This window comes from Nocardia amamiensis NBRC 102102, from assembly GCF_001612745.1.
In the GTDB taxonomy this organism is placed as follows: Bacteria; Actinomycetota; Actinomycetes; order Mycobacteriales; family Mycobacteriaceae; genus Nocardia; species Nocardia amamiensis.
The window spans coordinates 1-13038 of sequence record NZ_BDBA01000008.1 but is presented as its reverse complement, the minus strand read 5'-3'; the positions used below and the strand labels follow the sequence as shown (position 1 = coordinate 13038).

Sequence of the window (13038 nt, the reverse complement as noted above, 5' to 3'; positions counted from 1 at the left end):
CTCAGAGGTTGAGCAGGTCGGCGGTTTCCTCGCCGATGACGGGTCCGAGGGTCATGCCGCGGCCGCCGGGGCCGGTGATCACCCAGATGTGGCGGTCGGCCTGTACGCGGGTGACGAGAACGTCCGGATCGATGGCCTGGCTGTACGCGCCCGCCCAGCGCCGCACGATCGGCGGCAGTTTGCGGCCGAACAACTCCTCGGTGATGGAGGTCAAGTGCTCGTAGGGGGCCTCGTCGACGTCGAACGCGAACGGCTCGGTGTACTCGTGGGTGTCGCCGATGGTCAACCCGCCATGCAATCGCTGTACGCACAGCAGCTGCATCCTGTGCTCCGCGGCCGTCGCGGTCTGCGCCTGTTCCCGGTTCAGCGCGTCCACCTCAGGGCCCGCGAAACCGGGGTAGTAGCGGAAAGTGTCTCCATCGGCGACGGCGGTGGGGAGCGGCTCGCCGAGCGGGGCGGTTTGCATCATTTGCAGCCGGACGCGCCGCGCCGGGATCGTTCCGGCCAGTTCTCCGGCGAGACCGGTGTGCGCGGCGCCGGGGCAGACGAGCACCAAGTCGGCGTCGAAGCCACGGCCCTGGTCGTCACGCACCTGCGCGCCGGAGCCGGTGTCGGTGACGGCACGCGCTTCGGCCCCGGAGTGGAAGGTGTAGCGTCCGCTCGCGGCGAGGTAGGCGTGCAACGCGGGCAGTGCCTGCCGTGACTCGACGGCCGCATCGGTCGAACAGTGCAGTCCGGCAAGGAATTTGCCACGCAGCACCGGGTTGACGGCGCGGACATCCGCGGGGTCGAGCAGTTCGAAGCCGCGGGCGTCGGCGGTGGGACCGGCTGCGGCCGCCTCCGCCACCGCAAGTTCCTCGGGGGTACGCACCAGGGTGAGCGAGCCAGTGCGCCGAAATCCGACCCCGGGCACCTTGCCACCGATCTCCTCCCACAGCAGACGTGAGCGCAGGGCGCGATCGAGTTCCGCGGCCGATCGCCCGGACACCCAGATCAGGCCGAAGTTGCGCACGGTCGCCCCACGTGCTTCCGGCTCCCGTTCCAGCTGCACGACTTCGTGCCCCCGGCGGATCGCGGCCATGGCGTGTGTGGTGCCGAGGATTCCGCCTCCGATGATGACCAATCGCATGGGACTCATACTGACAAATGGTCTAGACCTATTGGTGTTTCCCGTGCCAACGGCGGGTTAACAATTGGTATAGACCAATTACCGGTACGCTGTAGGTATGGACGCAGCGGAGTCGACCAGGGTGGCGCGGGATGGGAAACGGGGCGAAAGGGCGCCCGTCGGTGCGGAATCCGCGCTGCCGGAGCGACCGTCCAAGCCCTATCTGGTCCGCACGGAGCTGGAGGCGATTCTCGACACCCTCGATGAGGGTAATCCGGTGCCCTCCGAGCGCGAGCTGGCCGTCCGCTTCGGGGTCGCCCGCGAAACCGTGCGGCAGGCGCTTCGAGACCTATTGGTGGAGGGGCGGATCAGGCGACAGGGCCGAGGGACGGTGGTGTCCCGCCCGAAGATGGTGCAGCCGCTGTCGTTGCGCTCCTACACCGAAGGAGCGCTCAGCCTGGGCCGGGTACCCGGCCGCATCCTGGTCAGTTGGGAGGACATCCCCGCCGATACCGAGACCGGCCGCGATCTCGGCCTGCCGACCGGCACCCCCGTCATGCATCTGGAGCGCGTGTTGCTGGCCGACGGCGAGCGCATCGGCCTGGAGAGCACCTTCCTGCCGCTGTCACGGTTCGCGGGGCTGCGCGACAACTACGATCCGACCACGTCGCTGTACGCGGCGATCCGCGCCTCGGGTGTCGAATTCCGCTCCGCTACCGAGCGGATCGAAACGGTGCTGGCTTCCCCGCGTGAGGCGGCCCTGCTCGACTGCACCACGGCGCTGCCGCTGCTGCGGCTGCACCGGCGCAGCGTCGACGGCCACGGCGAGCCGATCGAACGCGTCCGCTCGCTCTACCGCGGCGACCGGATCGCCTTCGAGGCCAACCTCGGGCAGTGACACGTTGCGCCGGTATCGAGCCCGCTGAGCAAGTTGCGATGCGAACCACCGGTCTGCCCGCCTGAGCCCGAATCGCTTGCCGCCATTGATCGTACCGCTATCTAACGGTACATTTTTTAGCGTGAAGCTTGGGATGATCTCGGTGTGGCCAGCCCGTCCGAGTTTCGGTCGAGTGGTACAGGGGCTGAGCCATGCGCAACAACGACGCTAGGCAGATCAGACACGTCGTCGCACGGCTGGTGCAACGCCATCCGGAACTTCCCGCGGAGACTGTCGCCGTGGTGGTGCGACGAGTCTGCGAACGATTCGGGGACGCGTCGGTGCGCGAGTTCGTTCCGCTGCTCGTCGAACGTCACGCGGGTCGAGAACTGTCCGAAATGTCCTGGCGTGAGCCGACCTCGAATGACCATGCCGACCGGGCTCAAGCCGAAGTGTTCTTCGGCCTCCTGGTCGCAGAGGCGGACGAGCTGGACTCTTTCATCGAAGTCATGGCGCAGACAGGTTCGCCGAGTCCGGCTGAACGTGCCGCGGAGTTGCGGCGGCTCCGGACCGAACTCCATGAGGTCCTCCGCTGTATCACTCAGATCCGCCGCCGATTTCCTGGCGTCGCCTCCGGGGCATCTGCGGCATTGGCGGGACGCTGACGATCGGGCGGCCGAGGCTACCGCACCGTCACCATGTCTTCCCTGCTTCGGAGGCCGGGCCCCGCACGCGGAGCCCGGCATCGTCGCTATTTGGTGGTGTCGATGATGTCGCCGACGAGACTCCAGCGGTCACCGGTCAAGCGCTGGATTTGCAGGGCTTCGATGGGGAACGCGTCATCCGTGCCGGTTTTCAGCGAAACTCCCGGCAGCAGAAGGTCGATCGGCACATTGTTCAGATTGCGCATGGAATCGCGCAGACCTTCCCGGGTGGGGCAGCCGGCCGCGGCCAAGGTTTTGGCGAAACTGTCCGCGGCCGCCCAGCCGAGGATCGCGTAGCCGCTGGTCGGATCGATGCCCTGGCCGTAGCGGGCGAGCTTGTCCTTGTACTGCCGCATCGCCGGGTCGGAGTCGCGGGCCGGGTCGGCCGGGTCCTTGGTATAGGCGGCGGACACCACACCCTGGATGTTCTCGAAACCGACCGGCTGGAGCGTGGTCACCGAGTTCGAGACGGTGGTGAGGATGTGCAGTGGATTCCATTCGGTGGCGCGCGCGTCGGCGGCGAGGGTCTGCGCGGCGAACTTCGGAGTCGAGAAGTTCAGCAGCACATCGGCTTTCGACCCAGCGACGTTGCGCACCTGCGGTTCCACGGTCGGGTCGGTGACCTCGTAGCTCTGCTCGGCCACGATCCGCACCCCGCTGCCTGCGACCGCCGCGCGGAAGCTGTCGAGCAAGTCTTTGCCGAAGTCGTCGTTCTGATAGAGCACCGCCACGGCCGCGTCGGGCCGTTCTTGGCGGACATATCTGGCGAACGCGCGTCCCTCGGACTTGTAGCTGGGCTGCCAGCCGATAGTCCACGGATGGCTGGTGTCGGCGCCCCACTTCGTGGCGCCACCGGCGACGAACACCTGCGGGACTTTGCGCTGGTTCAGATAGTCCCAAACCGCGGACGAGGTGGCCGTGCCCAGGGTCTGGAAGATCGCGAACACCTGGTCTTGTTCGACCAGTCGGCGGGTTTCCTCCACAGTCTTGGGCGGCTGGTAGCCGTCGTCGCGAAGCAGGTATTCCACCTTGCGACCGTTGATGCCGCCCTTCTCAGCATTGAGATAGTCGAAGTACGCGCGTACACCCTTTCCAGCCTCGCCGTAAGCGGACGCGGGCCCAGAGAGGGGGTACACACCACCTAGTTTCACGCTGGTGTCGGTGATGCCGACAGTTTGCTGCCCCTGGCAATCGCCATTGGCGGTGGTCACGGTGTCACCGCGACCACCACAGGCAGTGAGCGCGAGCATCGCCGCCGCGGCGACACCCACTACCCGAAATGCCCTGGATCCCATCATTTTTCGCCTTTCTGAACAAACACGGGGATGATTTGGCGTATGCGGCGGCCGGTGAGTCCGGCCAAACCGGTCGGTGCGATGTACATGAGAGCGATGACGACAATGCCGAAGATCACCCCGGGTGCGCCGTCGTTGACGTCCTGGGCCAGACTCGGCACATACATCACGAACGCGGCGCCGAGCACCGCGCCCCACAGCGACCCGAGACCTCCCACGACAATGCCCGCGAGCAAGGTGATCGAGAGCGCGACGGTAAACGAATCCGGCGAGACATAGGCGATCACCCAGGTGTAGACGCACCCGGCGACACCGGCCAGCATGGCGCTCCACGCAAAGGCGAGGGTCTTGTAGTACGCCAGGCGCACACCCATCATCTCGGCGACGATCTCGTTGTCGCGGATCGCCCGCAGCGCCCGCCCGACGCGCGACCGCAGCAAACCCGCCACCAGTACGAAACATAGTGCCGCCGTGGCCAATGCCAGGAAATACAGCCACTGGTCCTCGGCCAGTCCCGTCCAGACAGGAGCGAACGGCTTGGCCACGGTGAGCCCCATCGATCCGCCGGTGATCGAATCGAATCGTTTCAGCAGCGGCACCGTGAAAATCGCAATGGCCAGCGTCACCAAGGCCAAATACAGGCCGCGCAACCGCAGGGCCGGAATGCCCACTGCCACCCCGAGCAGGAACGTCACCGCGGCCGCCATTGGTAGCGCCGCGAAATATGGTGTGTCCCAACGATGCATCACTACGGCAGCCACATACGCGCCGACCCCGAAGAAGGCACCGTGGCCCAGCGAGATCTGCCCGGTGTAGCCGACCAGCAGGTTCAGCCCGAGCAGCGCGATCGCGTAGACGAGCACCATCGACAACTGAAAGGTGTAGAACGGCGCCAGCTGGAACGGCACCACGCAGGCCACCGCGAACAGTGCGGCGAAAGCCAGCGGGGTCCGGTTCTTCGTCACGAAAACGGCGAAGCGCGCACGCCCGGCGGCCGGTGCTCCTACTGGCTCTGCAGCTGGGAGAGATTGCCGCATTCCGATGTCGCTCATACTCGCTGCACCGCCGTCGTACCGAAGAGTCCCTGCGGGCGTACCAGCAGGACGGTGAGAATGATCAGAAGCGGCACGCCGATCTTGAGTTCGGTGCCGATCGCGTCGATGTAGGCGCCCGCCAGCGTCTCGGTTACACCGACGATCAGTCCCCCGGCGACAGCACCGACCGGGGAGTCGAACCCACCCAGCGTCGCTGCCGCGAACGCGTAGATGAGCACACCGCCCATCATGCTGGGTTCGAGGAAAAGCATCGGCGCGGCGAGGATTCCCGACACCGCACCGACCAATGCGACCAAACCCCAACCGAGCGCGAGCACCACGCCGACCCGAATACCGCTCAATCGCACCGATTCCGCATTCGCGGCAACCGCCCGCATCGCGAGCCCGATCTTGGTGAAGCGGAACAGCACGAACAGCAGCACCATCACCACCGCGACCACCACGAGCACACCGAGGCTCTGGTAGCTCGCGCTCACCCCGCCGGTACTGATCGCGCCATCGGGAAATGGACTGGGAAACGACTGGAGTTGAAACGACCAGATCCAGCCCGCTGCGGCGTTGACGAAGAAGTACAGGCCGACCGTGACGATTACCAAGGTCAATTCCGGCGCGCCTTCGACCGGCCGAATCACCACCCGCTCGATGAGCATGCCGCCCGCGAAGGAGACCGCTAGAGCGGTAATCATGGCCAGCCACAACGGCATTCCGGTCTGACCGAACTGCCAGGCGAGGAACGCCGAGAACATGGCCAGTTCACCCTGGGCGAAGTTCGCCACACCGGTGAATCGGTAGATGAGCACCAGCGCCAGCGCGAGACTCGCGTAGATCGCGCCCACGGTGAGACCGCCCAGAGTTTGCTCGAGTAATTGATTCATGGGTCAGGCCTGGTATCCGAGGTAGGAACGAGCGATCTGTTCGTCGGCGTTGATTTGTGCCGGAGTGCCCGACAGCACCACCCGGCCCGTCTCGAGCACATGCGCCCGATCGGCGATGGCCAGCGCGAGGTGCGCATTCTGCTCGACGACCACCACGGTGGTGCTCTCTTCTTTGTTGATGGTGGCGATGATGGCGAACAACTCCTGGGTGACCAGAGGCGACAGACCGAGCGACGGCTCGTCGAGCAGCAGCAACCGCGGCCGCATCATCAGTGCGCGCCCGAGCGCGAGCATCTGCTGCTGGCCACCGGAAAGCGCACCCGCCTGCTGATGGAGTTTGTCCTTCAGGATCGGGAAATAGCCGAAGACCCGGTCCAGGTCGGCGCGGATCGCGGCGTTGTCTCGTCGGGTGAACGCACCGACGCGCAGATTCTCGGCAACGCTGAGCGGGGCAAACGTGCCACGCCCCTGCGGCACGTGCGCGACGCCGAGCCGCGCAACGAATTCCGGGTTCCGGCTGCCCAGGACCACGTCGTCCACCCGCACGCTGCCCCCGCGCGCACGCACCATCCCGCTCAATGTCCGCAACAACGTGGTTTTGCCTGCGCCATTGGGTCCGAGGATCGCGCACACATCACCGCGCCCCACCGACAGACTCACCCCGTGTAACACCTGCGCCGCACCGTAACCAGCGCGCAGATCCTCGACGACGAGAAACCCACTCATGCCTCCACCTCGCTGGCGCTCGGTTCCGGCATGAGCGGCTGCCCAGCTGTGCTGATTGTTCGCTCGCTGCGCTCGCTCATGCCGGTGCCCCCAGGTACGCGGCGATCACATCAGGGTGGCGTTGCACCTGTGCAGGAGTGCCTTCGGCGATCACCCGGCCGAAGTCCAGGCACACCACCCGATCGCAGATGCCCATCACGAATCCCATGTGGTGTTCGACCACGATCACCGTGAGTCCCAGTTCGGCGCGTAAGTCACGGACGAGTTCGGCGAACTCGGCGACCTCGCCGTGGCTGAGACCGTTGACCGGCTCGTCCAGCATCAGCAGCCGCGGGCGGCAGGCCAGCGCCCTGGCCAGTTCGACGCGTTTGAGGGTGCCGAACGGTAACCCGGCAGCCGGATGGTCGGCTACCTCGGCCAAATCCAGGCGTTCGAGCAACTGACTCACGTCGGCGACGAGTCTTCTTTCCTCACGCCGGACGCGGGGCAGCCGAAGCGCCGCGGCGCCGAATCCCGCCCTCGCCCGATGATGCGCGCCGACCAGCACGTTGTCGCGAACGGACATGTGCTCGAACAGCCCGAGATTCTGGAATGTTCTGGCGATACCGAGTCCGGCCAGCTCATCGGGACGGCGCCGCAGCAGTGCGATGTCGCGATAGGTGACCGTACCCGAATCGGGTTCGGCGCGACCGGTCAGGCAGTTGAACAGGGTGGTCTTTCCGGCGCCGTTAGGACCGATCAGCCCGAGCATCTCCGACTCACCGACGTCGAAGCCCACATCGTCCAGGGCGGTGACACCACCGAACCGAACGGTCATGTTCCGTATTTCCAGCAAGTCTTCCTCCGGTCCCCGGGTCGCGTCAGGTCAACGCGAGTTCGGGTTGTACTGCCTGAATTCGCAGGTCAGGATGCATATTGCGCGCACAGATCAGACCAGATAACCGGCCTGACCGGAAGGATCCGTACGTAGCCCCAATTGCCCGAGTGAAACTCCCAAATGTCCGGGTTTTACGCGCGGGAAATCGTGTAACCGACTCAGCACGCGGCGGGGAGGGATCACGGCGATGGTGCCGACGATGCGGGTTCCGCATGAGCCTTTCGGATCACGCCTGCGCCGGCTTGCATTCCGGAAGGCTGGCTCAACATCTCGGTGGCGGCGCTGCGACGACATGGAAACCCCTTAGGAATCAATAGGCGCCTAAAGTGCACACACTTTCGCAGGGGTTGTCAAGCCTGCCCGCTCGACAAAACTCGCTATTCCGGAGACCGAAACTTGCCGTGCGGCCAACGGCCGCCGGGCTGGATCCGGACACCGTGCTGGGCAAGGTGATTCGCGGCGCTTCGGCTGGTTCCGCATCGGTCGACCGGAGCATCGCGCTCGAGAAAGCCATGGACGACCGCGCAAACCTCGGAAACGGCATGGGCGTGAGCGACCATCCTTGCGGTGGCGGAACGGGTCGCGCCACCGCTCGATCGGCGACATTTCGTCACCTCATCCCGATTACACGCTGCAGGGCTACCAGCCCCATTACCGCTATGCAGGGACGACGACCGACCAGGGCACCGACCGAATCGCTTGACACAAAACGCCTTACGCTGATTTCAGGATGTTCGGCGGTAGGCGTACCAATCGGCCGACTTGCAGGCGGCCCGGGGCGCCACGACGGATGAACCTTGATCAGTGGTGGGGGCGCTCCGAACCATCGGCGCTGCGGTTAAACGGGCTTGTGGGTTTCGTCGAGACCTGCGATGCCCTCGGCGAAGCCGACGGCGGGCTCGTACTTCAGCTCATGGCGGGCAAGGGTGATGTCGTATCGCCTTGGCAGGGCCAGGAATTCGACCTCGAATCGGGTCAGCGGCGGACGCCCGGGCAGCGCCAGGGTGGACCAGAGCCACTCGCAGGCACGGGCGAGGGCGAATAGCGGCCTGGACGGGACCGACCGTGTCGGCATCGGCGCACCCTGGGCGGCGAGCACGCCTGCCAGGAACTCGCGGACCGGCATCGGCTCGGCGTTGGTGATGAGATACGTGCCGCCGGGCGCACCCTCACTCAGCGCGGCGGCGACGGCGGCGGCAACGTTGTCGACGTGGACATGTTCGAAACTCGCCATGCCCTGGTCGATCAGGGGCAGCCTGCCGGCGCGGGCGCGCGTGGCCAGGTCGGCCAGCTGCGCCGAATCCGAACCCCAGATGAACGTCGGCCGCAGCACGATCGTCTCGATCGCCCCCGCGTGGGCGTGGATCAGGTGTTCGGCGGCGAGTTTCGCCTGCCCGTAGCGCGAGCTGGGCGGGGCCGGGGTGGGCTGGGATTCGGTGATGTCGAGCAGCGGCCGACCGTCCTGCAGCACCGATTCACTGCTGATATAGACGAATCGGCGCACACCGTGCCGCACGGCCGCAGCCAGCACCTCGCGCGTGCCCGCCACGATCGCCTCGTCGAACTCGCGCTGAGGAGCCCACGTCGACACCAGCCCCGCCGCATGAACGACGACGTCGATACCGGCCAGCCGATCTTCCCACGCCTCCACGTCCTCGAGGCTGCCCGGCACGACGGTCGCATGCGGAATGCGCCTGCCCGCACCCCGGACCAGCGCCGATACATCGTGTCCGTCGGCCACGAGCCGATGCACCACGCGTCGCCCCAAAAACCCGGTAGCACCCGTAAGCAGCACATTCATCCCCGTCGACCCTTCTCGAAAGTAACTTGACCAGTCATCATAGTAACATCGTAGCTTGACCGACCGGCATAGTATTCTGGGGGCATGCCTCGCTCCCCATCCGATTCCCGGCCGCGCCTGGTAGCGGCCGCCCGCGAGTTACTGCAACGCCAGGGCTATCAGGCCACGGGGCTCAGTGAGATCGTCGCCGCCAGCGGCGCCCCCCGTGGCTCGCTGTACTACCTGTTCCCGGGCGGGAAGCAAGAGTTGGCGGTCGCAGCGATCGGGGAATCCGCAGACGAGTTCACCCGGTTGATCCGGGAAACTGCCGCCAACGCACCGGACGTGCGCTCGTTCTGCGAACGATTCGCCCTGCACTTGAGCCGAGGACTCGTCGAATCGGGCTATCTGGGCGGGTGCCCGGTCAGCACGGTCACCCTCGATTCCGCTCCCCGTTCCACCGCACTCACCGTCGCGTGCCGTGATGCCTATCGGCAATGGCGCACCGCGTTGACCCAGGCGCTGGTGCAGTACGGCATCCCGGCGGCGCGCGCGGAACGTCTCGCGGCACTCATACTGTCAGCGGTCGAGGGTGCCATGATCATCGCTCGTGCCGAATGCTCCACCGTCCCGCTGGACGACATCCGCCACGACCTGGTCGCTCTCGCGATCGCAGCCACTGATTCCACTGCGATCCAAGCGTCCAGGGCGACCGAAGATGCTGATCCTGCACGGTGACCGACCGCCGAATGTGCCGTGTCCAGCGATCACTGGACACGGCACCCGTGCTCAGCTCAGTGTGAACGTCGCCGTACCCGAGATCTGCTCCATCTCCCTGTCGTTCGAGTCCAGCGCGACGACCCGGGCCTCCACCCGGCCGACGCCCGGCGCCGTGCCGAAACCGACGATCACGCCGTCCACCGTGTCTTGGACGACACCGTTCACGACGCGGTGCTGCTGTCCGTCCGCGTACCCGGTATTCAGGTTCTTGAAGCGCACAGCGACCTTCCAGTCCGAGCAGCTGTCCCCGGTCTGGGTGACCTTCACCCGCACACCGAACGTGCCAGGCTTCTCCTGCCGCACGGTGACCGCGTCGATGATCGCGGAGCAGCTGGTCGGAACCAGGCGCGTCAGTGTCGGCGAGAACGGAAAGCCTGGGTCATGCGGAATGGCGGTAGATGGCGCTGCGAGCCCGACCACCCCGGCGGCGGTCACCGCTGCGATGACACCGGCGCGTGCCGAAAACTGTTGCAGCTGCTTGCGATTGAGAGTCATGCCCGGTTTGTCGAGTAGCCAGAAGCCGTTGTTACCACAGTAGTTGCGTTAGTGAAATCACTGTAATGTCCGGAATAGATGTTGTGATGATCTCACCGACCAGGACCGAAAGCCGTTACAGCTCTGAAGATCTCAGCTACAAGGCTGATCCGGCGGCAACGGCAACTGTTCCAGCCCGCCGAGATCCCGTCGCTGGGCGAACTCACATCGCAAGGAGTCGGCTGTTGCGGCATAGATCGGCTGCCGCGGAGGGCATCTGACACGTGGGCTGATCCGCTGAATCGGCTGCGCAGGTGTGGTGGCGTCCGACTACCTGAACCCGCCAGCTCGTACCCTCATGGTTGTGCCGTCACTCCTCCAAGACACGCTGTTCTTGCTCCTGATGGATCCCGAGCGTCCCGAACCGCTCCGCGACGCTACCGCCACCCTCCCCCGCAGCCTCGCCGAGTTCTTCTCGATCGTGGGCGAGATCCCGCTCGGCCAGGACGGCTTCCCGCGCACTGTGTGGAACGAGGGCCGCAGCGCCCATCCCCTGATCGGCGAGGTGACCGATGACTACTGGATCGTCGGCCTGCCAGCCCTCCTCGCCGACTACTGGGCCGCCGACGTCGCCTCACTCGCCACGTTCGTCGAGCCGGCCGCGCGCACCGACGGCGCGGCAGACCTGGCTGCGGCCATCGACGTCGCTGCCGAGCCGACCACTTCGCTTCCCCCCACGCCGCTGCGCGGATCGCTGCGGCTGCTGTTCACCAACGAGACCCGCGACGGTCGCGCCTACGTCGAGCTCGACGGCAGCGACGATCCCCCGGTCCACGAACACTTCACCTCGTCCGGCTGGGCCACTCCGCCGCGCCCATTCTCCGCCTGGCTGTTCACCCTGTTCGCCGACGCCTACGTCTCCCACGACTGGGCCCCGTGCTCGTTCTGGGGCCCGGAAGCCGACCTCGCGCGCTCCGCCGACAGCGCGCCGCTCCAGCTGTTCAAGTCCGGCCTGTGGCTTCGCGCCCGCGGCCAACTCTCCGACGACGCCCGCGCCGCCCTCGCCGCTACGTTCCCCGAACACGAGGTCCGGCCCTACGATGACTCGACCCTCGAGCAATTCGTCGACCAGGACGCTGCGATCTGGATCGTCGGCGCCACCTGCTGGTGGCTGTGGGCCGACGACGCACCGGCGCTCGCCCGCATCGCCACGCTCGCCCGCACCCACGGCAAACTCGACGCCCTCATCGCCGACACCCCCGATGCCCGCGCCGTGCTCGCCGACCTCCCATGACCTACTTCTCCAGGGAGCCTGCCTCTCGATGAGCGCCGATGAGTTTCGAGCGCGTAGGAGGTCTATCTGGTTATGAGGAAACTGATCTACGGGTTCAGCGTGTCCCTGGACGGCTACATCAACGACCGCGACGGCAGCATCGACTGGACCAACCCGGACGAGGAACTGCACCAGTTCCACAACGACCGCTACCGCGAGATCGAGGTCTCGCTGCACGGCCGTCGCCTGTACGAGCTGATGGCCGAGTACTGGCCGCACGTGCCCGAGGACGCGCCGCGCATCCAGCGTGAGTTCGGCAGGCTCTGGACGGAGAAGCCGAAGGTCGTCTTCTCCCGGACACTCACCGAGGTCCACTGGAACAGCACGCTGGTCAGCGAGAACGCGGTCGAGGAGGTCCGCAGGCTCAAGGCTGGCGGCGATGGCGTCATCGAGGTCGGAGGCGCGAGCCTCGCGGCGTCGCTGATGCCACACGGGCTCATCGACGAGTACCAGCTGTTCTGCTTGCCCGTGGTGCTCGGCGGCGGCACATCGATGTTCCCATCGCTGGACAAGCGCATCCAACTCCGATTGGCCGAGACCAGGCACTTCAACACCGCCGTGATGCTGCGCTATATCGCCGACTGAGGTGCGTGCAAACGCAGCAGCCCCCGCTACCATCCACGCTCGACGCCACGGCGTTGATCGTTTTGTCAGGACGAGTAAGCGAGTGGCTCCGTGGCATCGACCCGGAGCCACCGCAAAACCCGTTGGCGGAGAACAGCGACCACTGCTAGCCTTCCGCAAGCCGTGCCAGAGAACGAGGAGGTGGTACCCGTGAACGCAGTATCGACATGGGTGCTCCCCTCTGGGGTCACGGTCGGGCGATAGGTCGTCCGGGAGCGCCGTTCAACAGCACTCCCGAAAGGCACGACCGTGCAATTCATTACCGAACAGCGCCTCGACGACGACATCCTCGAGCGCGAATTCACCCTCGGCGAGATCCCCGGCATCCTGTGGACGCCTGGATCCGCATCCGCACCGGCGCCGCTGATCCTGATCGGCCACCCAGGCGGACTGCGCCAGATGTACCCCCGACTGGTGGCCCGGGCCCGGCACTCCGTGGCGGAGGGCTTCGCCGCGGCCACGATCGAGCTCCCCTGGAGCGGTGACCGTCCCCGTTCGGCCGCCGCCGAACAGGCCCGCGCCGACCTGCG

The 13038-nt window shown here is 66.1% G+C and carries 13 protein-coding genes and 1 pseudogene; 6 read left to right on the top strand and 8 right to left on the bottom strand.

What is annotated here, in order from left to right; all coding sequences use genetic code 11:
• Window position 1 precedes the first annotated feature (1 nt).
• On the bottom strand, window positions 2-1129 hold the full coding sequence (locus NA4_RS02630) for a TIGR03364 family FAD-dependent oxidoreductase (protein ID WP_067463272.1): 1128 nt from the start codon (window positions 1127-1129) through the stop codon (window positions 2-4).
• Window positions 1130-1226: 97 nt separating this feature from the next.
• Here NA4_RS02630 and NA4_RS02625 point away from each other — a divergent pair, with 97 nt between their 5' ends.
• Both NA4_RS02625 and NA4_RS41870 read left to right on the top strand, forming a co-directional pair.
• Complete coding sequence (locus NA4_RS02625; protein ID WP_067463269.1) at window positions 1227-2006, top strand: GntR family transcriptional regulator; 780 nt, start codon at window positions 1227-1229, stop codon at window positions 2004-2006.
• 191 nt (window positions 2007-2197) lie between these two features.
• Window positions 2198-2650 carry a three-helix bundle dimerization domain-containing protein gene (locus NA4_RS41870; RefSeq protein WP_067463265.1) on the top strand — a complete coding sequence of 151 codons (453 nt, stop codon included), beginning with the start codon at window positions 2198-2200 and terminating at the stop codon, window positions 2648-2650.
• A gap of 86 nt (window positions 2651-2736) precedes the next feature.
• Here the strand turns inward: NA4_RS41870 and NA4_RS02615 are convergent, their stop codons facing one another.
• The 6 genes from NA4_RS02615 to NA4_RS02590 form a co-directional block, all read right to left on the bottom strand.
• Window positions 2737-3987: an ABC transporter substrate-binding protein gene (locus tag NA4_RS02615; RefSeq protein ID WP_245671054.1), complete on the bottom strand. Its 1251-nt coding sequence runs from the start codon at window positions 3985-3987 to the stop codon at window positions 2737-2739.
• Window positions 3984-4949, bottom strand: coding sequence for a branched-chain amino acid ABC transporter permease (locus NA4_RS02610; protein WP_067463256.1), 966 nt, complete (start codon window positions 4947-4949; stop codon window positions 3984-3986). Before NA4_RS02610 ends, NA4_RS02615 begins: the two co-directional genes overlap by 4 nt.
• 83 nt (window positions 4950-5032) lie before the next feature.
• A complete protein-coding gene (locus NA4_RS02605; protein ID WP_067463254.1) occupies window positions 5033-5914 on the bottom strand; it encodes a branched-chain amino acid ABC transporter permease in 882 nt (293 codons plus the stop codon).
• A gap of 3 nt (window positions 5915-5917) precedes the next feature.
• A complete protein-coding gene (locus NA4_RS02600) occupies window positions 5918-6640 on the bottom strand; it encodes an ABC transporter ATP-binding protein (RefSeq protein WP_067463251.1) in 723 nt (240 codons plus the stop codon).
• Window positions 6641-6716: 76 nt separating this feature from the next.
• Entirely contained in the window at window positions 6717-7457 is a 741-nt protein-coding gene (locus NA4_RS02595) for an ABC transporter ATP-binding protein (RefSeq protein WP_067463246.1), read from the bottom strand.
• An 898-nt stretch (window positions 7458-8355) separates the two neighbouring features.
• The gene (locus NA4_RS02590; RefSeq protein WP_084496738.1) at window positions 8356-9318 is read right to left on the bottom strand and encodes an NAD-dependent epimerase/dehydratase family protein; all 963 of its coding nucleotides are present in this window, start codon (window positions 9316-9318) and stop codon (window positions 8356-8358) included.
• Window positions 9319-9402: 84 nt separating this feature from the next.
• On the opposite strand from NA4_RS02590, the gene NA4_RS02585 reads away from it, so the two are divergent.
• Window positions 9403-10035, top strand: a complete 633-nt coding sequence (locus NA4_RS02585) for a TetR/AcrR family transcriptional regulator (RefSeq protein WP_067463242.1) — start codon at window positions 9403-9405, stop codon at window positions 10033-10035.
• Between the two features lie 51 nt (window positions 10036-10086).
• Here the strand turns inward: NA4_RS02585 and NA4_RS02580 are convergent, their stop codons facing one another.
• Complete coding sequence (locus NA4_RS02580; RefSeq protein ID WP_245671052.1) at window positions 10087-10572, bottom strand: hypothetical protein; 486 nt, start codon at window positions 10570-10572, stop codon at window positions 10087-10089.
• A gap of 343 nt (window positions 10573-10915) precedes the next feature.
• Here NA4_RS02580 and NA4_RS02575 point away from each other — a divergent pair, with 343 nt between their 5' ends.
• The 3 genes and pseudogenes from NA4_RS02575 to NA4_RS02565 form a co-directional block, all read left to right on the top strand.
• Window positions 10916-11845, top strand: coding sequence for a hypothetical protein (locus tag NA4_RS02575; RefSeq protein WP_157128757.1), 930 nt, complete (start codon window positions 10916-10918; stop codon window positions 11843-11845).
• Window positions 11846-11917: 72 nt separating this feature from the next.
• Window positions 11918-12469, top strand: a complete 552-nt coding sequence (locus NA4_RS02570; protein WP_067463235.1) for a dihydrofolate reductase family protein — start codon at window positions 11918-11920, stop codon at window positions 12467-12469.
• 288 nt (window positions 12470-12757) lie between these two features.
• Window positions 12758-13038 (top strand): annotated as a pseudogene (locus NA4_RS02565) (alpha/beta hydrolase); the annotation flags it as partial.

Coding starts and splice junctions, on each gene's coding strand:
- NA4_RS02630 (WP_067463272.1), bottom strand. CDS start 1,129: ATGCGATTGGTCATCATCGGAGGCGGAATCCTCGGCACCACACACGCC.
- NA4_RS02625 (WP_067463269.1), top strand. CDS start 1,227: ATGGACGCAGCGGAGTCGACCAGGGTGGCGCGGGATGGGAAACGGGGC.
- NA4_RS41870 (WP_067463265.1), top strand. CDS start 2,198: ATGCGCAACAACGACGCTAGGCAGATCAGACACGTCGTCGCACGGCTG.
- NA4_RS02615 (WP_245671054.1), bottom strand. CDS start 3,987: ATGATGGGATCCAGGGCATTTCGGGTAGTGGGTGTCGCCGCGGCGGCG.
- NA4_RS02605 (WP_067463254.1), bottom strand. CDS start 5,914: ATGAATCAATTACTCGAGCAAACTCTGGGCGGTCTCACCGTGGGCGCG.
- NA4_RS02600 (WP_067463251.1), bottom strand. CDS start 6,640: ATGAGTGGGTTTCTCGTCGTCGAGGATCTGCGCGCTGGTTACGGTGCG.
- NA4_RS02595 (WP_067463246.1), bottom strand. CDS start 7,457: ATGACCGTTCGGTTCGGTGGTGTCACCGCCCTGGACGATGTGGGCTTC.
- NA4_RS02590 (WP_084496738.1), bottom strand. CDS start 9,318: ATGAATGTGCTGCTTACGGGTGCTACCGGGTTTTTGGGGCGACGCGTG.
- NA4_RS02585 (WP_067463242.1), top strand. CDS start 9,403: ATGCCTCGCTCCCCATCCGATTCCCGGCCGCGCCTGGTAGCGGCCGCC.
- NA4_RS02580 (WP_245671052.1), bottom strand. CDS start 10,572: ATGACTCTCAATCGCAAGCAGCTGCAACAGTTTTCGGCACGCGCCGGT.
- NA4_RS02570 (WP_067463235.1), top strand. CDS start 11,918: ATGAGGAAACTGATCTACGGGTTCAGCGTGTCCCTGGACGGCTACATC.